The organism is Streptomyces roseochromogenus subsp. oscitans DS 12.976 (assembly GCF_000497445.1).
GTDB lineage: Bacteria > Actinomycetota > Actinomycetes > Streptomycetales > Streptomycetaceae > Streptomyces > Streptomyces oscitans.
On sequence record NZ_CM002285.1, the window covers coordinates 123,664 to 146,598 of the forward strand.

The 22,935-nt window shown below is 69.4% G+C and carries 23 protein-coding genes and 4 pseudogenes; 8 read left to right on the plus strand and 19 right to left on the minus strand.

The genetic code is table 11. The features are described 5' to 3' along the window. Positions 1 to 52: 52 nt before the first annotated feature. Positions 53 to 1,354 (minus strand): magnesium transporter MgtE N-terminal domain-containing protein, encoded by a 1,302-nt coding sequence (locus tag M878_RS51195; protein ID WP_023544176.1) that lies wholly within the window; start codon positions 1,352 to 1,354, stop codon positions 53 to 55. 56 nt (positions 1,355 to 1,410) lie between these two features. After that, positions 1,411 to 1,647, minus strand: coding sequence for a hypothetical protein (locus M878_RS51200; protein WP_023544177.1), 237 nt, complete (start codon positions 1,645 to 1,647; stop codon positions 1,411 to 1,413). 504 nt (positions 1,648 to 2,151) lie between these two features. Between M878_RS51200 and M878_RS93270 the strand changes: the two are divergent. Next, positions 2,152 to 2,334, plus strand: a pseudogene (locus M878_RS93270) (serine hydrolase domain-containing protein); the annotation flags it as partial. Positions 2,335 to 2,376: 42 nt separating this feature from the next. Here the strand turns inward: M878_RS93270 and M878_RS51205 are convergent. Next, positions 2,377 to 2,733: an ArsR/SmtB family transcription factor gene (locus M878_RS51205; RefSeq protein WP_031223568.1), complete on the minus strand. Its 357-nt coding sequence runs from the start codon at positions 2,731 to 2,733 to the stop codon at positions 2,377 to 2,379. 77 nt (positions 2,734 to 2,810) lie between these two features. Here M878_RS51205 and M878_RS51210 point away from each other — a divergent pair, with 77 nt between their 5' ends. The 3 genes from M878_RS51210 (at position 2,811) to M878_RS51220 (ending at position 5,786) form a co-directional block, all read left to right on the plus strand. After that, positions 2,811 to 3,962 carry a cation diffusion facilitator family transporter gene (locus M878_RS51210; RefSeq protein ID WP_023544180.1) on the plus strand — a complete coding sequence of 384 codons (1,152 nt, stop codon included), beginning with the start codon at positions 2,811 to 2,813 and terminating at the stop codon, positions 3,960 to 3,962. Between the two features lie 53 nt (positions 3,963 to 4,015). Continuing rightward, the gene (locus M878_RS51215) at positions 4,016 to 4,618 is read left to right on the plus strand and encodes a cation diffusion facilitator family transporter (protein WP_023544181.1); all 603 of its coding nucleotides are present in this window, start codon (positions 4,016 to 4,018) and stop codon (positions 4,616 to 4,618) included. 70 nt (positions 4,619 to 4,688) lie between these two features. Continuing rightward, on the plus strand, positions 4,689 to 5,786 hold the full coding sequence (locus M878_RS51220) for a magnesium and cobalt transport protein CorA (protein WP_023544182.1): 1,098 nt from the start codon (positions 4,689 to 4,691) through the stop codon (positions 5,784 to 5,786). A gap of 19 nt (positions 5,787 to 5,805) precedes the next feature. Here M878_RS51220 and M878_RS91960 read toward each other — a convergent pair whose 3' ends face one another. From M878_RS91960 to M878_RS91965, 3 genes and pseudogenes are all read right to left on the minus strand, one after another. Further along, entirely contained in the window at positions 5,806 to 6,234 is a 429-nt protein-coding gene (locus tag M878_RS91960; RefSeq protein WP_209445480.1) for a hypothetical protein, read from the minus strand. Between the two features lie 440 nt (positions 6,235 to 6,674). After that, positions 6,675 to 6,981, minus strand: a pseudogene (locus M878_RS000000101660) (hypothetical protein); the annotation flags it as partial. A 380-nt stretch (positions 6,982 to 7,361) separates the two neighbouring features. Further along, entirely contained in the window at positions 7,362 to 7,715 is a 354-nt protein-coding gene (locus M878_RS91965; RefSeq protein ID WP_158692610.1) for a transposase, read from the minus strand. Between the two features lie 179 nt (positions 7,716 to 7,894). On the opposite strand from M878_RS91965, the gene M878_RS51225 reads away from it, so the two are divergent. Continuing rightward, complete coding sequence (locus M878_RS51225) at positions 7,895 to 8,257, plus strand: ArsR/SmtB family transcription factor (RefSeq protein WP_023544185.1); 363 nt, start codon at positions 7,895 to 7,897, stop codon at positions 8,255 to 8,257. After that, positions 8,250 to 9,150 (plus strand): annotated as a pseudogene (locus tag M878_RS93280) (P-type ATPase actuator domain-containing protein); the annotation flags it as partial. The gene M878_RS51225 and the pseudogene M878_RS93280, both read left to right, overlap by 8 nt. 108 nt (positions 9,151 to 9,258) lie before the next feature. Here the strand turns inward: M878_RS93280 and M878_RS51230 are convergent. The 6 genes and pseudogenes from M878_RS51230 to tatC all read right to left on the minus strand — a co-directional run. Continuing rightward, on the minus strand, positions 9,259 to 9,690 hold the full coding sequence (locus tag M878_RS51230) for an STAS domain-containing protein (RefSeq protein WP_078630148.1): 432 nt from the start codon (positions 9,688 to 9,690) through the stop codon (positions 9,259 to 9,261). A gap of 56 nt (positions 9,691 to 9,746) precedes the next feature. Continuing rightward, positions 9,747 to 9,989, minus strand: a complete 243-nt coding sequence (locus M878_RS51235; RefSeq protein ID WP_158692611.1) for a hypothetical protein — start codon at positions 9,987 to 9,989, stop codon at positions 9,747 to 9,749. 135 nt (positions 9,990 to 10,124) lie between these two features. Continuing rightward, positions 10,125 to 10,394, minus strand: coding sequence for a hypothetical protein (locus tag M878_RS51240; RefSeq protein WP_023544188.1), 270 nt, complete (start codon positions 10,392 to 10,394; stop codon positions 10,125 to 10,127). A 61-nt stretch (positions 10,395 to 10,455) separates the two neighbouring features. Further along, on the minus strand, positions 10,456 to 12,063 hold the full coding sequence (locus M878_RS51245; RefSeq protein ID WP_078630149.1) for an LCP family protein: 1,608 nt from the start codon (positions 12,061 to 12,063) through the stop codon (positions 10,456 to 10,458). 148 nt (positions 12,064 to 12,211) lie between these two features. After that, positions 12,212 to 13,549: a hypothetical protein gene (locus M878_RS51250; RefSeq protein ID WP_031223578.1), complete on the minus strand. Its 1,338-nt coding sequence runs from the start codon at positions 13,547 to 13,549 to the stop codon at positions 12,212 to 12,214. Between the two features lie 510 nt (positions 13,550 to 14,059). Continuing rightward, a pseudogene (gene tatC, locus M878_RS99255) lies at positions 14,060 to 14,661 on the minus strand (twin-arginine translocase subunit TatC); the annotation flags it as partial. 172 nt (positions 14,662 to 14,833) lie between these two features. On the opposite strand from tatC, the gene M878_RS51260 reads away from it, so the two are divergent. Continuing rightward, a complete protein-coding gene (locus M878_RS51260) occupies positions 14,834 to 15,604 on the plus strand; it encodes a hypothetical protein (RefSeq protein WP_023544192.1) in 771 nt (256 codons plus the stop codon). 261 nt (positions 15,605 to 15,865) lie between these two features. After that, complete coding sequence (locus tag M878_RS51265) at positions 15,866 to 16,216, plus strand: ArsR/SmtB family transcription factor (RefSeq protein WP_023544193.1); 351 nt, start codon at positions 15,866 to 15,868, stop codon at positions 16,214 to 16,216. Positions 16,217 to 16,307: 91 nt separating this feature from the next. On the opposite strand, the gene M878_RS000000102125 is transcribed toward M878_RS51265, so the two are convergent. The 7 genes from M878_RS000000102125 to M878_RS98740 form a co-directional block, all read right to left on the minus strand. Then, positions 16,308 to 16,775, minus strand: coding sequence for a LytR C-terminal domain-containing protein (locus M878_RS000000102125; RefSeq protein WP_023544194.1), 468 nt, complete (start codon positions 16,773 to 16,775; stop codon positions 16,308 to 16,310). 151 nt (positions 16,776 to 16,926) lie between these two features. After that, a complete protein-coding gene (locus tag M878_RS000000102130; RefSeq protein WP_245237990.1) occupies positions 16,927 to 17,319 on the minus strand; it encodes an LCP family glycopolymer transferase in 393 nt (130 codons plus the stop codon). A gap of 55 nt (positions 17,320 to 17,374) precedes the next feature. Then, on the minus strand, positions 17,375 to 18,919 hold the full coding sequence (locus M878_RS51275; protein WP_031223582.1) for an LCP family protein: 1,545 nt from the start codon (positions 18,917 to 18,919) through the stop codon (positions 17,375 to 17,377). A gap of 473 nt (positions 18,920 to 19,392) precedes the next feature. Further along, on the minus strand, positions 19,393 to 19,833 hold the full coding sequence (locus M878_RS51280; protein WP_023544199.1) for a sec-independent translocase: 441 nt from the start codon (positions 19,831 to 19,833) through the stop codon (positions 19,393 to 19,395). Positions 19,834 to 20,239: 406 nt separating this feature from the next. After that, positions 20,240 to 21,616 (minus strand): HAMP domain-containing sensor histidine kinase, encoded by a 1,377-nt coding sequence (locus M878_RS51285; protein WP_023544200.1) that lies wholly within the window; start codon positions 21,614 to 21,616, stop codon positions 20,240 to 20,242. 3 nt (positions 21,617 to 21,619) lie between these two features. Next, entirely contained in the window at positions 21,620 to 22,297 is a 678-nt protein-coding gene (locus M878_RS51290; RefSeq protein ID WP_023544201.1) for a response regulator transcription factor, read from the minus strand. A gap of 169 nt (positions 22,298 to 22,466) precedes the next feature. After that, positions 22,467 to 22,802 (minus strand): hypothetical protein, encoded by a 336-nt coding sequence (locus tag M878_RS98740; protein ID WP_023544202.1) that lies wholly within the window; start codon positions 22,800 to 22,802, stop codon positions 22,467 to 22,469. Between the last annotated feature and the right edge of the window lie 133 nt (positions 22,803 to 22,935).

Below are 22,935 nucleotides of genomic sequence, written 5' to 3' on the forward strand. Positions count from 1 at the left end.
GGCCGGTCTGGATCGGGGCGGCCCGGTCCGCCTGTGGGCCAGTCGTCCGGGCTCATGACGCGGGCGGGATGTCGTTCGAGGCTGGTTCGGGTCCGGGCTCCTCCATGCGATGGGCGGGATGCGGGGGCGGCTCGCGGCGGCGCCAGTCCTCCGGGATGACCGCGTCGAGGACGTCGTCGACCGTGATGACACCCAGGATGCGGTCCTCGTCGTCGACCACCGGGACGGTGAGCAGGTTGTAGTCGGTCATGAGCAGGGCGACGTCCTCGACATCGGTCTCAGGCCCGGCCCGGACTGGGTCCCGGTCCGCCACGTCGTCCAGCCGCGCGGACGGATCCGCCTGCAGCAACTCCACCACGGTGACCACGCCGAGCAGCCGCCGCTCCTCCCCCGCCAGATACACGCTGGTCAGCGCCTGCGGCTGAAAGGCAAGCGACTCCCCGGCCGCCCGCAGCGCCTCCGCGACGGTGCTGTCGCCCGCCAAGGCGAGGACGTCGAGCGCCATCAGCCCTCCCGCGCTGGACGGGTTGAAGCCCATCAAGGTCAGCACCTTGGTGCGCTGCCCGGCGGGGAGCGCGTCCAGCACAGGCTGGCGCCGGCTCTGCGGCAGCTCGTTGAGCGCGTCCGCGGCGTCGTCGGCGCGCATACGGGCGAGCACCTGGGCGATCTCGGCGTCGCTGCGCTCGCCCAGCAGGCGGGTCTGCCAGTCCGGCTCCAGCTCCTCGAACACATCGGCTTCGAGCTCGGGGTCGGCGTGGACCGTCTGGAGGATCTCGTGCGACTCGGTGCGGTTCGCGTCCTCCAGCAGATCGGCGAGGTCCGCGGGCTTGAGCCGGCCGAGGCGGGCGAACGGCCCCCGTACCCTGGCGGACCGCGCGTGCCCGATCAACGGCTCGAACGACTTCCAGTCCCGCCAGTCGGGCCAGGCGGCACGGCTCCGCAGGCGACCCCACAGGTGCGGCGGCCTCCGCGTGTCCAGGCAGGTCAGCACCCAGCGATCCAGCCGTTGCTCCAGTGCGATGTCGTACGCCCGGACCAGCTCGACATCGGCCACGTCGATGACCCGGTGGCCCAGTACGTCCGCCCGCAGCAGCACCTCGCCCTCGCGCCGCTCGAAATGGCGCAGGTCCACCCGCGGGCTCGCCAGCGTGATCCGCTCCGCGTCCAGATCGGCGACCTGCTCGGCGGGCAGGAAGACCTCGCGACCGCCCACTCGTACGACCAGCCCGGTGACCAGCGGATAGTCCCGCCCCCGCAGCCGCACGATGACATCGGCGAGCCGGCCCACCACCTCACCGTCACCCCCGACCACCGGCGTACGGAGGAGCTGCGCGAGACGTACGACCCGATCCACACCCCCACGCTAGACACATAAACGCCAATCGCGACATAAGGGGCAACAATGTGCTCTCAGTGTTGCGGGCGTACAGGTCCTTCTGTGCGCCGGGTTCGGCCCTCGCTCGCAGCAGCGGCGTAGGACCCAATGCCGGGCAGGGCGCAGGTGTGGTTGAGCACCGCGATGGACTCGGAGGCGGCCAGGAAGAACCAGGCGCCGCCACAGCTCATCATCCCGTTCCACACCAGCGGGATCATCCCGCCCGGCACGTCCAGCTGCCAGAACCGCTCCCACTTCGTCAGCCGCAACACCCGCGCCGCCTCGTCCAGTTCCCTCAGCTGGGAGATGGAAGAGGTTGATGCACGAGGTCACCGCCACCGGCAGAAACCCGGGCACCGGCATCGACTGGAGAATGTCCGGGACGGGCAGCAGTACGCTGGACGGCGCGGTGCTCGGCAGGAACGACGCGTTCAGCGAGGGTGCCAGCCGCAGCAGCCCGTACAGCAGCGCCACCAGCACGTCGCCGGCCACCAGGTCCACCCACCGCAACGCGAGCCGCCGCCACACACCCCGGGAAACCGCCTGTCCCTGCCAACCGGGTCGCCTTTCGTCATGGCGTGCGCAAGGCCAGCAAACACCCAGCCCGGCAAAGCATGCGTCACCTGGCCCAGAGGCAGCTCGCCATGGGCAGCGAACGGCTGGTGGCTGAGGTAGCTCCGGCCGCCTGGGTCACATGGCTAATGCGTGCTGGCGTCCCATTGCGGCACAGCCGAAGAACCTCTGCGGCACCAAACCCGACGACGTCCGCGACGGCGGCCACCACCCGCACTTGGACCCAACTGGGCATGAAGTCCACCCGTTTCGGCCCTCTGCCCGCCCACATCGCCGCCCGCTGCGCACCGATCGAACTCGACCAGAACACTGGCGCCCGTCTCACTGGCATCGCCTGCGACTTCTCCGCACGTCTCCTGGAGAGTGTCTGCGGCATCGACGGCGTCTCGCCCACCAGAGGCCACTGAGCAGTGCTACCGACCGGAAGATCAGTCGTGAGGCGGAAGGTGACCGATCTGGTGATCGGCGACGTTGAAAGCCTCGTCGACCAGCCGGCGCAAATGCCCGTGACGCAGGCCGTAGATCACACGACGGCCTTCCTTCCGGGTGGTCACGAGCCCGGCCAGCCGCAGCCGGGCCAGATGCTGGCTAACCGAGGTACGCGTCGCATCGCAGGACTCGGTGAGAGTCGTCACATCCGCCTCGCCCTCCCCCAGCCGTCGCAGCAGCGCGAGCCGGGTCCGGTCGGCGAGCAGCCCCAGGACCTCCACGGCCACCGCCAGCCGTGCGCCGTCGTCTGGCTCCTGCGCATGCTGCGCACCTGATAGATGCATGCGTGCGTTCATACGCACATAATGGGTGGGGCAGCGACCTGAAGTCCAGTTCCGACCCAGACGCCGTGAGCACGAGAGGTGCACCGAACGTGAGCGAGCAGCACCACAACCACCAGCACTACGGCCGCACCCACACCCACGCACCGCACGACCACGAACACGGCACGCACCAGCACGAGCACCAGCACGGCGACCACACTCATGACGACCAGCACGTCCACGGGGACACCCATCACCATGCGCATGACGCCGGCGGGTGGGCCCGGCTGCGGCACCAGCTCGCCCACATGGTCACTCCGCACAGTCACGAGGCGATGGACAAGGTCGACTCCGCGATGGAGACCTCCCGGGAGGGCATGCGCACTCTGTGGCTGTCCCTGGGCATTCTGGGCCTGACCACTGTGGTCCAGGCTGTGATCGTGGCGGTGTCGGGGTCGGTCGCGCTGCTGGGCGACACCATCCACAACGCCGCCGACGCCCTGACCGCCGTCCCTCTCGGCATCGCCTTCGTTCTCGGCCGCCGAGCCGCGAACCGCCGCTACACCTACGGCTACGGCCGCGCCGAGGACCTGGCCGGCATCGCCATCGTCCTCACCATCGCCGCCTCCTCCACCCTGGCCGCCTACGAGGCGGTCGACCGGCTGCTGCACCCGCGCGACGTCACCCACCTGTGGGCCGTCGCGATCGCCGCGCTGGTCGGGTTCATCGGCAATGAGTGGGTGGCCCGCTACCGGATCACCACCGGCCGCAGGATCGGCTCTGCCGCGCTCGTCGCCGACGGCCTGCACGCCCGCACCGACGGCTTCACCTCCCTCGCGGTGCTCCTCGGCGCCGGCGGAGTCGCGATCGGCTGGCGCTGGGCCGACCCGGTCGTCGGCCTGCTGATCACGGTGGCGATCCTGATGGTCCTCAAAGACGCCGCCCGTGAGGTGTACCGGCGCCTCATGGACTCCGTCGACCCGGGGCTCGTCGACACCGCCGAGGACGCGCTGGGCGAGGTCGACGGCGTACTCGGCGTCGGCCAGGTGCGGATGCGGTGGATCGGCCACGCACTGCGCGCCGAGGCCGACATCGTCGTCGACCCGCACCTGACGGTGGTCCAGGCCCACGCGCTCGCGGTCGACGCCGAGCACGCCCTCATCCACGCCGTCCCCCGGCTGACCGCCGCCACCGTCCACACCGACCACACCCCGCACGGCACCGACCCCCACCGCGCACTGGCCCATCACGCCCGCCCCTGACCCCCATCGACACCTGTTCCCGGCCACCTCCCGCGCCCGACCGGAGCCCTCCCGTGACCACCTCGAGCACTCCCGCTCAGCCGTCCGCCCTCCTGCGGCGCGGTTTCGCCCTGGAATACGCCACCCTGGGCTGGAACGTGATCGGCATCATCGTGCTGGCCATCGCCGCGATCAGCGCCCGATCCGTTGCGCTGGCCGGGTTCGGTCTGGACTCCCTGATCGAGATCGGCGCCTCCACCGTGGTGATCTGGGAGCTGTCCAGCACCGGAGAGGACCGCCGACGCCGGGCCCTACCGCTGATCGGCGCGGGCTTCGCCGCCCTCGCCCTCTACCTGCTGGTGCAATCCACGCTCGTTCTGGCCACCGGCTTCCGCCCGCACCACTCCGCCCTGGGCATCGGCTGGACCGCGATCACCGCCGCCGTCATGTTCGCCCTCGCCGCAGGCAAGGCCCGCACCGGCGCCGCACTGGGCAACCCCGTGCTGACCACCGAGGGCCGCGTCACCCTCATCGACGGCCTGCTCGCCACCGCCGTACTGCTGGGCCTCCTGCTCAACGCCACAGCTGACTGGTGGTGGGCCGACCCGGCCGCCGGATACGTCCTGGTCTACTACGCGCTGCGCGAGGTGAAGGACATCTTCGCCGCCGACCACTGACACACGACCACCGACCCTCGCTTCACCCGGCCCTGGCACACTGTCCGGACCCGGCGAAGGAGGACCCCGCATGTCGATGGCCGACAACCTGCGCAAAGTGGCCGGCCTCACGCGACGCGGCCACCACCGAGTGGATCTGAGCCACCCGGCCCGCTCCCCGCTCGGCTCCTCCGTCGTCAACTGTGTCCTCTACCGCGACGGCGTTCGGCAACCCGGCACGGAGACGGTCGAGGAGGCCGTGCACCAGGTACGCAGGCACGGCCACGACTTCGTATGGCTGGGCCTGCACGAACCCACCGAGACGGAGTTCGCGCGCGTCGCCGACCTCTTCGACCTGCATCCCCTCGCCGTCGAGGACGCGGTACTGGCCCACCAGCGCCCCAAGCTGGAGCAGTACGGCGACGTCCTGTTCGCCGTCTTCAAGACGGTCACCTACGTCGAGCACGAGCAGCTCACCTCCACCAGTGAGGTCGTCGACACCGGCGAGATCATGGTGTTCACCGGCCCTGACTTCGTCGTCACCGTCCGCCACGGCCGCCACGGCTCGCTCGGCCCTCTGCGCGAGGACCTGGAGGCCGAGGCCGAGCGACTGGCCCAGGGCCCCTCCGTGGTGCTGCACGCGATCGCGGACCACGTCGTGGACGACTACGTGACCGTCGCTGACGCCGTCCAGGAAGACATCGACGCGGTCGAGACCGAGGTCTTCTCCCCGAAAGCCGGTCACACCGTGGACGCCGGCCGCATATACCAGCTCAAGCGCGAACTCCTGGAACTCAAACGGGTCGTGGTCCCCCTCGGCCGCCCCCTGGAGAGGCTCTCCACGCAGCCGCTGCGCGCCATCGACCCCGCGATACGCGCCTACTTCCGCGACGTCGCCGACCACCAGGCGCGCGTCACCGACCAGATCACCGGCTTCGACGCCCTGATCGACTCCATCCTCCAGGCCCACCTCGCCCAGGTCGCCGTCGCCCAGAACGACGACGCCCGCAAGATCACCGCCTGGGCCGCGATCATCGCCGTACCCACCATGGTGTGCGGCGTCTACGGCATGAACTTCGACCACATGCCAGAACTCCACTGGCGCTTCGGCTACCCCCTCGTCCTCGGTGTCATCGCCACCGCCTGCTTCCTCCTCCACCGCGGCTTCAAGCGCAACGGATGGCTCTGACATCGGCCGTATCCGCAGGTCAGCGACCATTTTCCGGGCGCCTGTCCGGCGGATCCGACCCCGAATCCGGCACACGTGCGCACTCGTCGCGAACGTCCCGGAACACCACTTCACCATGCCTGGCTTCGGCGGCGTCGACGATCAGATGTGCCGCTTGTGGGGGGAGAGCCAGGTTCCTCTCCAGCCATGCGGCGGTCATCCCGTGGGCATGGGTGGCCAGAACCCAAGCCGCGTAGAGCCGATCCGGGGACGGCGCGTCCTGGGCCTTGAAGGCGGCTCGGACCGCGTCCTCCGGGAAGCCGTCCAGGGTGTGGGCGGTGAACCATGACGCGTCGACCGACTCGGCGCCCCGGCTCCGCGGACGCCTGAGCGACCGGAAATGAACCTGCCGTACCCGTGTGCCGACGATCAGGGCGACAAAAGCGACCAACAGCACGACAGCGGCCACGCCGATGCGATCGGCAGCGGGGATCCTCGTCCACACCGGCGGCAGGAAAGCCACCGTACGGCCGACGTGATCAAGGCTGAGCAAGATCCACATCAATGCCTCCCCTCACCTCCATCCTCGCTCCGCAACCGGCAGCCGACGAGCAGGCCGGGAAGCCTTCTACGGGATCCATACGCTGTTGGGCCATGGCCGCGAGCGAGCGCACGCAGCGTCTCAACCAGGACGCGAGCCGTCAGCTGCGGCGAACGACGGTGAGTCTGCCCTCCGCACTCTCCTTGGGCAGGGTGCGGAGTGGCACCGGGACTGGTGAGGCGAGTGACCATGCGAATGCGGCCCCCAGGTCGTGGGGGAACGCCGGCGCTCAAGCCGGCACACCACCGATACGGCACGCCGAGGAGCGGGTTTCCGCCGCCCACACCTGCCAGCCAACCAGGTCAGGGCATCCCCCGCAGTCCGTCCAAGCTCTGCTGACAGGCGGGATGGGCGGCCTGAGCGGAGTTCAGGCAGGGCAGTTCACAGTTGGGATGCCCATGCCGTACGCCTCGCACAGGATGAGCAGCGCCAGGGTGCCGGATAGCCGGTCTGCGCCTTGACCGCCTGCGCGTCGATGAAGCCGAGGCCCCACGTCTCGGCGATGTGCGGGGTCTGGTATCTGTCGGCGAGGCGTCCCTGCTGGGTGTGCGCCCCACAGGGCGGCGCGTCCTTCAGGGACCCGGATGTGCCGACGCATGAGGGGACGGACCGCACGCCGGTTGCGGAACCGGGCGGACCGGATACCCCCGACCGCTCAGACCCGCAACCTACAGCCGACCCGTGGCCTGTTCTGGCACCTCGCCCCGGCACCACCGCCGAACGGAACGTCTGGTCCACTACGGCTTCACCGGCACAGGCATGTGGATCCCACCCACCAGGGGGCGGTGTGCAGTACTCCTGACCGAGAGAACCATCATGGCCGATCACCGGCAGGGCGCCGCGCCGGACGACGGGTTCCTGTCGCAGGCGCCGGAGGCTCGTCGTGCGAGCGCGCACGACACGGCACGGCTCGCGCTGGCGCTCGGTGCTCTCGGCGTGGTCACCCGCACCCCGTCCCGGTCAGCACGCAGAAGGTGTACGGCGTGGTGTCGGGCTTACTCGATGGGCAGTTTCAGTTCCTCGCGCCGCTGGCCCGTCGCGGATTCCGGGTGGGATCGCCAGTCGTAGTAGCCGGAACTGGAGACGCCGAGTCTGTCGCACATGAACTCGACGCTGTATGCGCACTCCGTAGTGTCGAGCCGCATCTCGACGATGAACTCGTACTTGCTTGCAACTTCCATCTCCGGCTCACGGTTGCGTCGTTCGAGTTCCTTCAGGCGCGCCCGCTCGATCACCGTCAGTTCCGCGTTGGGAGCCGGTTCCTGTTGCTTCTTGACCCAGCCGCGCAGCGTCTCCGGATTCAGCTCAGGCTCCCGGGCGACTTCGGAGACCGTCCTGCATGACCTCAACACGACCCCCCATCCCGCGGGCGGCGGCTGTGCCCAGGAGGGCTGACGCGTCGATCCCTGCGAGCCCGGCCAGCGGTGAGCCCGGCACCTCGATAGCACAGGACTCCTTGGGTCTGACGCCTACACTGGGCGGGCGCATGTGCGGCGGCTGCGAAGTGTGGGCGGGACGGGAGAGGACTGTGGCGGAGAACGTCGGTGGCTTCGAGGACCCGTCGGCCGAGGTGCTGGCGGCAGCTGCCAGCGCGTTCGGACTGCTCGCCTCGGCCGTGCGGCTCCACCTGATGTGGGCGCTGTCGCAGGGGGAGAGTGATGTCACGCACCTCGCCGACCGGGTGGGTGGTGCCCTGCCCGCGGTAAGCCAGCATCTGGCGAAGCTGAAGCTCGCCGGGCTCGTGCGCTCGCGCCGTGCGGGTCGGCGGCAGGTCTATTACATCGACGATCCGGATGTCGTGACGCTGGTGCGGGTGATGATCGGGCAGTTGACGGCACGCTCGCGGCACTCTTCCGCGCAGGTACGAGTCCTGCACGGGACCGGTGGCTGAGAGCACCGCGGCGTCGGGGCGGGACGCCGGCCTGCCCGCTCCGGTGGCCGTATCGGCAGTCGGGGCGGACTCCGGAGTTGTCAGGGCGCCGGGTTCCTCGGCGCCGACGCTGCTAGTGGTGCTGTGCCCGCTGGACACCGGCCCGCGCGGCCTGACGGAGGCCGAGGAGTGCCTGGCCCGGTTCGGCGAGAATGTGCTTCCGGCCCCGGCGGAAAGCCTCCTGGCCCTGGCTCCTGGCGCGCAGTCTGCGCGATTCCTACCGCGGTCCTGCTCTGTCTCGGGCTGGTCTCGGCGGCCATCCTCGCCTGGGCCATCGCGATCCTTTTCCTGGCCTTGGTGAGCTGCTTGCTGCGGGCAACCGGGGAGCACCGGGCGGACCGTTCCACGGCCGCGTTGCGTCGGCTGGTCGCACGACGGTAACCGTTCCACGGCGCCCGACGAGGACACCGTACCCACGGCCCGCGAGATGCCCGTGGACGATCTGGTCGTCGGCGACGTGATCCGCCTCGGGCCGGGCGACCTCGTACCGGCGGACGTACGCCTGCTGCGCGCGAGAGGCCTGACCGTGCACCAGCCCGCGCTGACGGGAGAGTCGACCCCGGTCACGAAGCACACCGCCGACGCGCCTCCCGTGATCGGGAGCGGGCTGTTCGAGCAGCCGCAGTGGTGTTTCCAGGGCAGCAGCATCGCCTCCGGGAGTGCTACGGCGCTCGTCACCGCGACCGGCGTGCGGACCTGGTTCGGCGCAGCGCACGGCAGGTCGGCCGGAGCCGAGCGCCTTCGTCCGTTCCGTCCACTGCGTCTCCTGGCTCCTGATCCGGCTCATGCTGTTGACCCCGCCGCTGGTGCTGATGGCCAACGCGGCCCTGAGCAATCGCGGGTTGGAGACGTTGCGGCCCGGGCGTTGATCTTCCGGCCTGCAGTCGCCACCAGTCGGTGGTGCGTTGCCGCCGATGCCCGGATTTTGCCCGGCGATGAGCCGCGGGGCCCGGGAGCGTGTGTTACGAAGTCCGGCTGTCTGGCCTGCCGTTGTCGGGTGCGTTCCCTTCGCGGATGTCGAGCATGTTGGTCAGGCCGAGCCTTTGGAGCGTGCTGCGGGCCTGGGCGCTGGCGTGGGTGACGACGACCCTTGTGCCGTACAGACGTGAGGTGCGCAGCGCGGGGAGGAATGCCCGGGCGCTGTCGCCGGCCAGGTAGGTTACGTGCTGGAGGTCCACCTCCAGGATGCGGGGGTGCGTCCGGAGCGCGTTGCGCAGGCCCTGGTCGACACGTTCGGCGTTCTCAGCGGTGATCTCCCCCGACATCCGGACCACCACGTGATTCGGTGCCCGGCCCCTGCGGACCGTTCGCCACCGGAACCGGTGCAGTGCACCGAGAGTGATATTCCACAGGCCACGGTTCTCGCGCGGCGGTGTGGGCGCGGATTCTGGCATCGAGTCTCCCGGTCGGTGGCTTCGGGGGGACGGGGGGCATTCGGTCGCTTCAGATTTCAGTGAGCGTTCTGGCCGTAGCGCTTGATGATCCACGCTGCGCCCCGTTCGGCCAGTGCACTCCGCCGTTCCCGGCGCGATCGTCTCCGCGCAACGTGCGAAGCGGTCTGTCCCTGGCCCGGTATGACCGCGAGCGCGGCAAGGTGTTCGGCAGCGCGCGTCAGCTCGGCCCGCAGTCGCTCGTGCCGTCCGGGGGACTTGGTCCGCAGCAGGGCCGTGTAGAGCCCTTCGATCTCGGCCACGGCGGCTCCCAGCCGGAGATTCGCGTCGCGTCGTTGAACGTCGCCGTGCGGCATAGATGCTTTCCCTCTCCGGGGCATGCCGCCCCAGGCTGACTTCGATTGTCGTACGGGCAGCCTTCTCACCGGTCTGGACCGCTAGATGCCCTCCTGGACCAGCAGGGCGATCCGGTCGGGGTCATAGACCACCCAGCGTGGCGTCGGGACGCCGGACAGGCGCAGGCGGCACAGGGCGGTGCCGCAGGGGCCGGTCCACCAGGCGGTGATGGTGCCCGGCCACGGCCATCCGGCGTGGTCGGACACAGCCACGGGCCGGTAGGCATGTTGGATCAGGTCGTCCGGGTCGGGCGAGGCGCATCCCGTCGCCAGTTCTTCCAGCAGACGCTGCGCCGCGGACTCGCCTCGCATGGTCAGGCCCTCCCCTTGGCGCGGTCTGCAATGGTTTCATTATTGCGCAACTGACGCTTTTTCATTCAGGGTTTGTTCTGTGTGCTGCCTGTGATGACGCTGCTTGCCGGGGACGGCCGTAGGACAGGTCGGAGCAGGGGGCGTCGTCGGCCAAGCGGGTGTTGCCGGCGGTGGGAGCGGGTGCGGGTAGCGGTGACTGTGTGACCGGTGCGGTGTTCGCCGGGCCGAGGATCACGGTGATGCCCGGGTCAGTGGCGGGCTGGAGCTGGGCGCCGGGGAAGAGCTGGGCGACCGTCTCGGCTTCGGCACTGCGGCCTGGGCCGTAGCGGATGAGTGTCACTGTGTGCTCCGTGCCTGCGTCGCCGATCCCGGTGACCGTGAATCCGTGCCCGCTCAGGGTCCGGGCTACCCGGGAGGCGAGGCCGGCGACTGGTGTGCCGTTGTAGACGCGCACGGCGATTCCGTATCCGGAGACGGATGGGGCGCCGACGCTCGGAGCGGCAGTGGTCGCCGCCGGTGGCGTCCGCGTCGTACGGCCGGTGTTCTGGCCGTCCGCAGGCCGGTCCACCCGCAGTGCCGCCCACAGCCGGTCGGCGTCCGGCTGGACGATGGCGACGCGTGAACCCTGGTAGCGCCAGGGCAGGGTGACGAACTTGGTGTTGTGCAGGTCGATGTCCTTCAGCGTCATGGCGAAGGCGACGAGCTTGTCCGCCGTGCCCAGGCCCGGGTCGACGGTGAGCGACTGGGCGGCTGCCTCGGCGAGCGGCAGGAGGCCGGCCGGGGTGATCCCGTCGCTCTTGACCTTCTTGATAAGAGCGGCGACGAACGCCTGCTGCCGTTTGATGCGCCCGATGTCGGAGCCGTCGCCGATGCCGTGCCGGATGCGGATGTAGTCGAGGGCCGGCTGCCCGGCGAGGGTCTGGACGCCCTGATGGAAGAGGAGAGCACCACGCGTGGCGCGGTTGGGGTTGAGGTCTTTCTGGTAGATGTCCTGCGGTACGCACACACTCACACCGCCGACCGCCTCGGTCAGCTTCGCGAACGCCTTGAAGTCGACGACGACCGTGTGGTCCACCCGCAGCCCGGTCAGCTTCTCGACGGTGTTCTGGGTGCAGGCCGGGTTGCCCTCGCGGGTCTGGCCCACAGAGTAAGCAGCGTTGAACAAGGTGCTGGGTCGCGGTGCGCTCCAGGAGCCGTCGAGCAGGCGGCAGGGCGGGATGGTGACCAGTGTGTCCCGGGGGATCGAGACGGCGACGGCGTGCCGTCGGTCGCCGTAGACGTGGAGCAGGAACGCGGTGTCGGAGCGGCCCACGTCGTCCTTGCTGCCCCCGCCCAGCGCGTTGTTGCCGTCCACCCGTGCATCGGAGCCGATGACCAGGACGTTCTCCCCGCTCCTCGTTCCGCCCGGCCGGTCGTTGGAGATGCCTTCCGCATCGAACGTACCGATGCCCCCGGTCAGGTTCAGGTACATCCGGCCCACCCCGGCCGTCGCCAGCACCAGCAGCGACATACTCGCGGCCGTGAGGGTCGCGACCCTGCGGCCGCGCCCGGGCCGGGGCCTGCGTGCGCTGTCGCACGCCGGGCGCCTGGGTGGTGTGCGCCGGGTAGAGCCGGGAGCCGTGAGGCGGCGGCTTCCCGGATCCGTCGGCACTCGATAGCTGGTCGGCATGGATGACGCCCCTCATCCGTGATTAGACAGTTGCGCAATATAGCAAGCGTTGCCTGTCGTGGCGTGTTGGACACTCCGACGGATCCGCATCGCGCCGGCCGGTGTCCTGGCTTCTCCGGTGGCAGAAGGCCCGCCGGTCGGCGTCAGGTCACCAGTCGCCGCTGCCGAAGTCGCCGCCGCCGTCGGAGCTGAAGTCGCCGAAGCCGCCCCCGAAGTCGGAGGCGTTGAAGTCCGCGCCGGAGAACTCGCCGCCCTCCGGCAGGTCGGCGGCACCCGGAAAACCGTCGGCGCCGTCGGCGAAGGCCGAGGGCGCGCTGAGCAGGCTGCCGAGCAGGGTGCCGGCGAGCAGGCCGCCGACCACGCCGCCGGCGCCGCCGAAGTAGCCGCCCGCCCACGGGACGTAGGCCGGGCCCGCGTTCCAGTACGGCTGGGCGCCCTGATCGGTCGGCACCATCCGCGTCAACGGTTGTCCGCCCTGGCTCACCCGCAGCGCGTCCTCGGCGCAGGCGGGCACCATGCGCAGCACTCCGCCCGGCGGGCACCAGTTCACATCGCTTACCGACGGGCCGTGGCGGGGGTCGAAGAAGCACGGGACGCGTCGCTCGGGCAGCGGCGCACCGGTGCGCCGGGCGGCGAGGACGGCCAGCGCGAAACGGCCCTCGGCAAGGGTCTCAGTGACCGGCTGCACCTCCTGCGGGCGCGTCGCTGCGGCCATCTGCTGCTTGGCGCGGTCGTAGGCGTCCAGGGCGCGGGTGTAGTCGTCACGCATCGCGTCCGTGGCTCCCGGCTCGGACGGTGAGAAGTCGAGGCGGTCCAGTTCCTCACCGAAGGCGGTGATGTCCTCGTCCACCAGCACGTGCAGCGCCTCCAGTTCGGCCCGCTCGCGTTCCTCCCGCCTCTTCCGTGATCGCCGGTACAGCGCATACCCACCCCCGGCCGCGACGGCCACGACCAGCCCGCCGACCAGCATGCCGGTGGTCGAGTCGCGGCTTTCGGAATCCCCCCAGGAGGCGGGGGCGTGTCCCTTGGCCTGCTGGAGCGCCTGGTCCACGAACGCGTTCACCTCGGCAGAGGCGTCGGAGGCGTACGAACGCCGCACCGCGCCCTTGAGATTGTCGACCGCGTCCTTCCGCATCACCTGGCGGTCGGCACCCGCGTTGAACCCCGCGCCGAGCCGGACCGCGTACACGCCCGTGATGCCGGTCAGAGAGCGCAGGTCCCGCACCACGGTGGCCTGCGGGTATTCGGCCGCTGCGGGCAGTACGGCGACGAAGACCGGCTTGTCCGCCTTCTTGATCTTCTCGGCGAGCTGGTCGGCCTCCGTCTTCGGCAAATCGACACTGGCCCTGGGATCGACGTACACCGGGCCTTTGCGGAGCGCGTCCGCCACGGCGGCTGGCCCCGTTTCCGCTGCCGATGCACCGGGCACCGGCAGCGTGAGCGTCAACGCCGCCGTCGCAGCCAACGGGGCGAGCGTCCGGGCCAGGCGGTGGGTTCGCGCGGGAGAGGTGAGCAACGGGGAACCTCCTGGTCCTCCAAGACAGCAAGGGTAAATACTTTACCTGCTGCGCAAGTGTGCAATCTCTTCGGGGCGGGGCTGCGGGGCGTCGGGCACCACCCCCTTTGGTAGGGCTGGGCGTGAGGCCGTAGTCCAGGATCGAGTCGCGGGTGAGGGCGGTGACGGGAGCCACAGGCGGCCGGACGCGTGGTCGAGCTATTCCTGACCGGTTCGTGTTCGCCCCAACTGCCCCACGCACGCCGTCGCCAAGGGCGGCTCGGGTGTCGAAGGCACGGGCGCCGAAGGCATAGACGCCGGCATGACCGCTCTACTTGCGACAGGCGCGCAACAGCAGCACCGCAATTGCCACGATACCCACGAGCGTGACGACGAATGCTGCAGCATCCTGCGCACTTGGGCGGTGCGAAGCATCAGGTCGCATCGCCGTATCCGCTCGCCCTGGTTGACTCACGCGGCTGCTGCGGCAGCGAGCGCCTAGGGAGTCGCGAAGGCGGCGAGGACCGTGGCCCACGATCATGCCGCGCCACCACCCCAGCATGCGCCGGCCGCAGGGGGCCGGTGAGGTTGAGCATCACGAGCAGCAGTGGGCATCTCGAAGGAGTTGCCGAAGACGACGACCATCCGGGTGATCAGAGTGAGGAGACCGTCGAGGGGCGGCAGGTTGTCCACGCCGTGCGGGGTGAAGCCGATGAGAACTTCGGCGGTCTTGGGCAGCACCTCGTAGGCGAGGGAGGCACCGCTGCGGAAGAGGGGGGACTCCGGCGCCGACGAAGACGTAAGCGTATGTCATCTCGTGCTGGTGCAGGTCGGACGCGACGAAGGCCCAGGGCTGGTAGAGCCAGCTCTGGATGGCCCGTACGACGCGGCATGAGGGAGACCTCGAGGGCCAGGGCGAGGGGGCGATCAGCCCACTGATCGCGCGGTGGGCACAAGCCGTTTGCTTCGACTGCCAGGCCAGTACGCCGCACGATGACGAGGATGACCAGGACGGACTACGCGAGCCGGTTGCGCAGTTCACGCAAGTGTTCCGCGAGGGACATCCACCCCTCAGGATCTTTCTCAGGTTTGCGGGTTGGCATGGGCGCACTGCATCCCCTCATCCCGGACTCAGCTTGCATGGTTGCGTAATATGGCAACTGTCACATCCCCTCGAGCCCGACGCCTATCGCGTCGGCAGCAGAGGGCGCTGCGGCACCTCCAGTCAGTCGCCTGCTGTCTCTGAGGTCCTTTTCCTTCCAGCGGGGAGCCCACATGCCCACGTCAGACCGTTTGCGGGCAGGCAGCGGTGCCGTCTTCGAGCGGATCCTGGATCAAGCCTTGGCGTCTCCCGAAGTAAGCCGGGCGCTGCGCCCTCACGGCAGGGTGACCACGCACGAAGACCTCCGTGCCCGTGCGCTGGAGGCACGAGAAACGATCATCGCCACGGCGGCGATCGAGTACCAGGACTACCTTGATCTGAAGGGAGCATCCTCCGGGACCGGCGGTGAAGGCACGGCCTCCCGCTCGGCAGGCGGAATCCTCCCGGTGCTGGCCGTGTTCGTGCCGAGCCTCTCGGCCGTCGCCGCAGCCGTGTTCCTTCTTTGCGGGTACGGACTGCGGGCCCTGGACCAGGCTCGTCGCATCGGCGAGGACCTGATCACAGCAGGGTTGATCGCCGCGGTTGCGGCTGTCGGGGCAGCCGTTGCCGATCTCGTGTGGCTGTTCGTCGCCGCAGCACGCAACCGCTCGTCCGCCGGCAGCCCGGAGCCCGGTGATACGGATCCACGTGTGAGGGAGGCATGGGAAGCTTGGGAGGAAGCGCTGCTGGAGCGCGGCATACTGCCGTTCCTCCTTGGCCGCCTGGAGCTAGCGCACATGGCAGCGGAGACCGCCCGTCCCGATCACGACGCGGTGTCCCGTGCGGCAGGTGCCGACGATGACCGTCCGGAGCGTGATCCGCAATCCGTCCTTGAGCCCGGCTTCACCCCTCCCGACTACTCAAGCCCAGACTTCACCAGCCCCGAACCTCCGTCGCTGCGGTAGCCCATGCACACAGAACACCAGGGAGCGTGCGGCACCCTCGGCCGTCACGGGTGTGACTCGGACAAGGGCGGCAATGTCTCGCTGCAGCATCGCCGAGGACTACGACGTGAACGCCTCAGGCCCCCCGATGAACGCGTGCCCATGTGCAGTCTTCGGTCCGCGGCACGCCGTGGATGCGTGCGCGCGCCGCGTCCACGTCCGGCAGGGCGCTTAGACTGAGCTTCCCGCGCACGGAGTGATCGAGGCGGAGCGGGAGGAGACGTGGCAGCCGAGGCCGACAGCCGCGTCGAGCCATCCGCCGACGTACTCGCCGAGGCCGTCATGCTGTTCGGGCTGATGGCGTCCTCAGTGCGGCTGCATCTTCTGTGGGCGCTCTCCCAGGGGGAGAACGACGTGACCCGCCTTGCCGACGAGGTGAATGCCATGGTGCCTGCGGTCAGTCAGCACCTGTCGAAGCTGAAACTGGCGGGCCTTGTCAGGTCGCGGCGAGAGGGCCGACGGCAGGTCTATTTCGTGGCTGACGCGGATGTCGCTGCCGTAGTAGGGCAGTTGATCCGTCGTCTGGCGGCTCGGCCTGCACCGTCTTCCAGGCTGAGCGGGCCCTGCGCCTGAGGCCTTGCTACAGCTGGCCCACCGTGCCGAGTGACTCCTTCCCACCCGTCCGGGGCTCGTCTGGTGCTTGCATCTCGCGGCTGCCTGTGTTTCAGGAATCGGAGTCGGGCTGGTTGGTGCCGGCGGCGTATGCCTGGGCGGGGGTCATGTTGACGCCGTCGAGCTGGACAGTCTTGTAGGGGCTGACCTGGGCGCAGTTCTTGGACTGGTCGGCGGTCTCCACGTGGGCGTTGGAGACTGCGGCGTGTGTGTCGGCGGGTGCCGGGGAGGAACTCCCGCCGCTGCTGGGGTAGGTGGTGCCGCTGGGCCAGTCGCTGTCGATCACCAGGGTCAGGCTGTCGGCGCTGCCCTGCTCGAGGTGTGAATACGGCAGGCCGATCGCCTTGGCCACCGCCTGGGCTTCGGGTTTCTGGCCGGTGCCGTAGGTGAGGGTGGTGGTGGCCGTCGGACTGGGGGCGTCGGCGGTGGTCGTGCCCGAGCTGAAGCCCTTGCCGGTCAGGACGGTGGTGAGTTCGGAGGCGCGTGGAAGGCCGGTGCCGGTGCCGTTCTCGCTCTTCACGGCGCTCCGGGAGGGGGTGACCGCTTGGGCGGTGGCGGTGGGCGTCGTGGACTTCTTGCCCGAGTCGTAGGTCAGGGCCTGGTCGCCGCGTTGGCCAGGTCGTAGACGGCCGTGGGGTCGGTCAGGGTGCCGGCGCTCTTGAACTTGCGGATCATCGAGCTGAGAAAGAGATCGTGGGCGTAGGTACGGCCCAAATCACTGCGTCGCCGAAGCCGTGCCGGGAGCGGACGAACTCCAGCGCCGCCTCACCCTTGAGGGTGTGGGTGCCCTTGGACAGTTTCAGGTGCGAGTGGGTGTCGTACACGTTGTCGCTGACGCAGACCGATACGCCATCCACCGCGTCGGACATGCTGACCACGCCGGCGAAGTCGAGCTTGATGAAGTGGTCGATGGGGATGCCGGTGAGCCGCTGACGGTGGCCACCTGGCAGGCCGGGCCGTAGGACAGCGCGCTGTTGATCATGCCGTAGTAGCCCCCGCTCGTCAGCCGGACGCGGCGCTGTGCGTTTCCACAGCCGGTGACATCTACGCAGGGCCCTCGGCATCTGTCCTATCCGGTTGACTACGGACGGAGTGAAGCTGTTCGTCGAGACGGCACCGTCAGCCCCTGGCGCCGTACGACAGCTTCGAGCACAGGTCATCGTCCGCGGAACGGGCGTCGTCCGCGACCGAGCTGGGGACGGCGTCCGGTGCCGTCGAGGCGGCGCCGGCCTCGTAGGAGGCGCCTACGACGACATTGACGACCGGCCCGCCGATGGGTTCCAGGGTTGCGCCGGGGAACAGCATGGCGACGGTCTCAGCCTGGGCCTGCAGGCCCGGGCCGTACTGGATCACGGTGGTGGCGCGCTGTCCGTTGGTGGCGTTGGCGGTGCCAGTGACCGTGAAACCGTGCTCGGTGAGTGTCGACGCGGCCACCGCGGCCAGGCCGCTGGTGGTGGTGCCGTTGTAGACCGCGACGTCGATGCCGTCCCCGGAGACGCTCTCGCTCGGACTCGGCGCCGCGGAGGCGAACGGCTTGGTGGTTCCCTTCTTGCCGCTGGCGTTCTTGCCGTCGATGGTGCGGTCGGCTCTGAGTGCGGCCCACAGCTGGGAGGCGTCGGGCTCGACGATCGCGACGCGTGCACCCTGGTAGCGCCAGGGGGCGGTCACGAACTTGGTGTTGTGCAGGTCGATGTCCTTCAGATTCATCGCAAACGAGATCAGCCTGCCTGCCGTACCCAGCCCGGGGTCGACGGTCATGGACTCCGTGGCGGCGGTGGCGAGCGGCAGCAGCTTCGTCGGGGTGAACCCGTCGCTCTTGATCTGCTTCAGGAGGCTGGAAACGAACGCCTGCTGGCGCTTGATCCTTCCGATGTCGGAGCCGTCCCCGATGCCATGCCGGATGCGGACGTAGTCGAGGGCCTTCTGCCCCGAGACGATCTGCTCGCCCTTCTTGAAGATCAGGGCGCCCTTGGTGGTGCGGTGGGGATTGAGGTCCTGCTGGTAGACGTTTTGCGGGAGGCACACCTTCACCCCGCCGACCACGTCCGTCAGGGCCGCGAAGCCCTTGAAGTCGACAACGACGGTGTGGCCGACACGCAGCCCGGTGAGTTCCTCGACCGTGTTCTGGGTGCAGGCCGGGTTGCCCTTCTCCGTCTGCCCGACAGAGAAGGCCGAGTTGAACATGGTGTTGGCTTGGGCCTGTGTCCAGCTGCCGTCAGGCAGTTTGCACGGTGGGATGGTGACCAGCGTGTCGCGCGGCACGGACACCGCGATCGCGTGTTTGTGGTCCGCGTAGATGTGCAGCAGAAACACGGTGTCGGAGCGACCGATGTCGTCCTTGCTGCCGCCCCCGAGCGCGTTGTTGCCGTCGTTGCGCGCGTCCGAGCCGATGACCAGGACGTTCTCGCCCTTGGAGGAATGAGGGCGGTTCTTGGACAGGCCGTCCCCGTCGAAGGTGTCGATGTCACCGTTCAGCTTCAGGTAGATCCAGCCGAGGCCGGCCACACCGAGCACGGTCACCGAGAGGCCGATCTTCAGCACCGTGCGCAGCGGGCCGCCCTTGCGGCCTCGTCTCGCGCGGCCGCCGTGCGCCTTGTGACTGCGAGACGGCTGCGCCCGGCGCCGGTGGCGGACGGATGGCGTCTGATCGCCGGTGGCGGTCATCGATACGCCCTTATCGGTGCGACCCATACACAGATGACGACTGAACCCCCCTGTTGGTTGTGCAGTTGCGCAATACGGCAATGAAGGACGGGGCGTCGCTCCCCGGCCGATGCCGCTGTGCGGCCGAAGGGCGGGGCGAACGGGTTGCTCCGAAACAGGCAGGAACCCTGGCTCCAGCTGATCGTGGCGATCGGCATCATCCTGCTGTTCTGCTCGAAGAACTGCCCGAGGCCGCCCGCGGGCTGGGTGAGTTCGTGCACATCCTCAGGAACGAGGCCACGGCCATGAAGGGGGAGGAAGTTGCTCCCTACGCCTCAGGAGCTGGCGATATCGAGACCTTGCCGCAAGGGTTCGCTGGTTATGCCGTAGTCACGGCGATAGACGTACACGCGTTCCGCGCGCACACAGTTTAGAGATTGCGCAAATCTGGGGGCGGCTTGTCATGAGCCGACAAGGACCGCCTCCGTACCCGCTCAGGTGGCATCGGGGTCGAACGCGGGACGGGCGGCCGGGTCAGACTGTTCCGCCTTCGCCACGCTCACGCGCCCCGCTTCCACGGTGCTGGTCCGAGACTCGTCGACCGATTCGCGCACTGCCTCGGCGACCTGCGCGAACTCCTCCCTCGGGTCGAGAGCGCTGCGGATCTCGCGGATCTCGTCGAGGCCGAGACCGTCGGCGTCGAGCATGTGCTTGCGCACGAACGTCTTCGGATGCAGGTCCTCGAACTCGAAATCTTTGAATTCCGGGCCCAGTTCGGAGCGGATGTCGTGTTTGGCGCTCTCGGAGATCGCGCGCACCTTGCGGATGAACCCCAATACGTTCTGGATCATCCCGGGCACCTTGTCCGGGCCGAAGACGAGTACGGCCAGGACCACCAGCGTGGCCAGCTTCAACGGGCTCATATCGAAGAACACCCGGGACTCCTCGCTCCGCCGTCCGACCCGCTTGCACCCAGCCCATAATACTTTAGCGATTGCGCAACTGGAGAATCGCAGGCCTCCTGTTCGCGCACCGCGAGCGACGACGGCCGGGCGGTACAGGAGTGCGCCCGCCGCGATCCGCCTGCACCTCCCGCGCAGCACGGCTCGGGTCCGGGTTTACGCGGCTGGAGGCGGGCGGCGATGGTGCCGGAGCATTCGGTCGTTGTTCCGCCGCGCAAACTGAGTAGCGCAGCAGCGTCGCTGGAGTAACGAAGAAGCTGCTCCGGCTCCGCCTGGGCAGCAGACGCGACAGGGCGGCAACAAGGACCCGGTCAACCAGCTCCAGCCTGGGCCGGCCGACTTGACGCTGCAGCACTGCCGACTGATGCCGCAAGGGGGGTCAGGGCTCCTGCGCAGGGAGCAGAACGACGAGCCGCGCTCCGAGGTGATTGCCCTCGATCAGGGCGCGACCGTGGTGGGCCGTGACGACCTCGTAAACGATGGCCAGGCCGAGGCCGCTGCCGCCGGTGTCCCGGGACCGCGCTTCGTCCAGGCGGGTGAAGCGTTCGAAGACGCGTTCCCGGTCGGCCTCCGGGATGCCGGGGCCGTCGTCGGCGACGACCAGGCGGGCGATGCCGTCCTCGGTGTGCAGACTGACCGTGACCCTGCTGCGGGCGTAACGCACGGCGTTGTCGAGGAGGTTACGGACGACACGGGCGAGGGCATCCGCATCGCCTTGTACACGGGCCGCGCCCACGGCGTGCTGGTCGATCGGGTGGGGCGTGCGGCGGCGGGCCTCGCGGACCTCGGTGAAGACGATCTCGTCCAGGTCGACGGGGCGCGTCCGGATTCGTGGCTGGTCGTCGAGGCGCGCCAGCTGGAGGAGGTCGTCGACGAGGCGGATGAGGCGTTCGCTGTCCCGCAGCAGGGATGCGGCGAGGGCCTGTGCCTCCGGCGAGCGGGCGTGCCGGGCGGACACGTCGAGGCGGGTGTGCAGGGAGCTGAGGGGGCTGCGCAGTTCGTGGGCGGCGTCCGCGATGAACCTCCGCTGCCGCCGGGTCGCGGTGTCCAGGCGTGCCAGCAGGTCGTTGAGTGTCCGGGCGAGCCGGGCGAGGGCGTCCGCGGTGGGTGGTACGTCGAGCCGACGGCTGAGGTCGGAGGTGGTGATCTCGGCGGTCTGGGCACGCATGGCCTCCACTGGGCGCAGCGCGTGCCCGGTGAGTTGCCACACCACCGCCGTGAGCAGGGCGACGACCGCCGGTGTTCCGGCGGCCAGGCCGGCGGTGAGCCGGGCCAGCCCCTGGTCGATGCCTTCGGTGGGTACGGCGACGTACACCGTCAAGGGATGGCCGGCTGATCCGGCGGGGACGCCGACGGCCCGCCAGGCGCCGTTCTCGCCGACGGGGATGTCGTGCACGGTGTGGGCGTGCGGAGTGCTGGACCGGCTCGCCGGAAAGGAGAACGCCCGCGGCCGGCCGCGGAGGTTCCCGGAGCTGGCGATCACGGTGCCGTCGCGGTCGACGATCTGTACGGCGACGTCTCCGTGGTCGGTGGCGGGTATCTCCGTGCCGGCCTGGGCGGCGTTGGCGTCCGCCGCGACGACCTCGGCGCGCTGGAGGGCGGTGGTGTCCAGGCCGTGGATCAGACTGACGTGCAGCCAGACGACGAGGAGGACGGCGGCCGAGGTCAGACCGGCGGCGATGACCAGGGCCGCGGCGGCGGTCAGCCGGTGCCGCAGTGATCTGCGGGCCCACCAGAACCGGGCGCCGGTGCCCACCGTTCACCCCGTGGCGTCGCGCAGCCGGTATCCGGCGCCGCGGACGGTCTCGATGATGCTGCGGCCGGACGGAACGTCGATCTTGCGTCTGAGATAGCCGACGTAGACCTCGACGACGTTGGTGTCGCCGTCGAATTGCTCGTCCCACACGTGGGTGAGGATGTCCGTCTTGCTGAGGACCTCGTCGGTGTGTCTGGCCAGGTACTCCAGGAGCGCGAACTCGCGGGCGGTGAGTTCGATCTCCCGCTCCCCGCGCCGGCAGCGGCGGCGGGCGGGGTCCACGCTGAGGTCGCCGGCCCGGAGCACCGCGGGCCGGGCCGGTGCCCCGCGGCGCAGCAGCGCCCTGAGCCGGGCGACGAGGACGACGTACGAGAAGGGCTTGCTCAGATAGTCGTCGGCGCCGAGGTCGAGGGCGTCTGCCTCGTCGTACTCGCCGTCCTTCGCGGTCAGCATCAGCACCGGTGTCCAGACGCTGGCGCCGCGCAGTCGCTTGAGGACCTCGTAGCCGGACAGGCTGGGCAGCATGATGTCGAGCACGATGACGTCGTACGACTCGGTGAGCGCCCGCCACAGACCGTCCGGCCCGTCGTGGGCGACGTCCGTGACGAAGCCCTCGGCGGCGAGTCCCTCGGCGATCGCCCCGGCGAGTCCGCGCTCGTCCTCAATGATCAGCGTCCGCATGGCAGCCTCTGATCCACCATAGTCGTGGCCGGTGACGGCCGTCGGCTGGGAAGGCGCTGAGAAACGCAGCGTCGCTCAACCTGCTCTCAGCACCCACATCGCAGGCTGGAGTCCTCAAGAACTTACGGAAAGTGAGGAAGAGGGAACGGTGAGTGACCTCAGTCCTCAGTCAGGAACGCCGAGGTCGGCGCGAGACCGGAGAGCGGCGTGACGACCAGCAGGACGCTTGAGGGACCGACCACGCGCACAGCAATCGCCGTGCCGTCCGTTCCACCAGGTCGCGGGCCAGGTCCAGGGTGTGATGCACGAGCAGGCCGTAGTCGGTGCACCAGCCGTCGGAAGCCTCCGAGTGCGGCCCCGTGACAGCCACCCGCCCCGCGCCGAAGCAGGCCACGAGGGCTGCGGGGGCGCCGTAGTCGTAGCGGGCGAGGATCCGCGCGTCGGCGCCGACGTCGAGGAGAAAGACGGGGCCGTCCTGGAAGTACACGCTGTGCCGGGCCCCCACCAGGTCACCCGGACCACGGTGGAGCCCTCGTCGTGGACCGTCGCCCCGGCAGTGGCGATGTACTGATCGGTGTCGCCGCGCAGGAGGCCGAAGTCCGGTGTGGCTCCGGCGAGACGACCGCCGGGGCAGAAGC

Bases quoted from the DNA above. Each gene is read 5' to 3' on its own strand.
- M878_RS51205 (WP_031223568.1), bottom strand. From the start codon at position 2,733: ATGAACGCACGCATGCATCTATCAGGTGCGCAGCATGCGCAGGAGCCA.
- M878_RS51220 (WP_023544182.1), top strand. From the start codon at position 4,689: ATGTCGATGGCCGACAACCTGCGCAAAGTGGCCGGCCTCACGCGACGC.
- M878_RS51230 (WP_078630148.1), bottom strand. From the start codon at position 9,690: ATGCCAGAATCCGCGCCCACACCGCCGCGCGAGAACCGTGGCCTGTGG.
- M878_RS51240 (WP_023544188.1), bottom strand. From the start codon at position 10,394: ATGCGAGGCGAGTCCGCGGCGCAGCGTCTGCTGGAAGAACTGGCGACG.
- M878_RS51245 (WP_078630149.1), bottom strand. From the start codon at position 12,063: ATGCCGACCAGCTATCGAGTGCCGACGGATCCGGGAAGCCGCCGCCTC.
- M878_RS51260 (WP_023544192.1), top strand. From the start codon at position 14,834: ATGCCCACGTCAGACCGTTTGCGGGCAGGCAGCGGTGCCGTCTTCGAG.
- M878_RS000000102130 (WP_245237990.1), bottom strand. From the start codon at position 17,319: ATGCCGAGGGCCCTGCGTAGATGTCACCGGCTGTGGAAACGCACAGCG.
- M878_RS51275 (WP_031223582.1), bottom strand. From the start codon at position 18,919: ATGACCGCCACCGGCGATCAGACGCCATCCGTCCGCCACCGGCGCCGG.
- M878_RS51290 (WP_023544201.1), bottom strand. From the start codon at position 22,297: ATGCGGACGCTGATCATTGAGGACGAGCGCGGACTCGCCGGGGCGATC.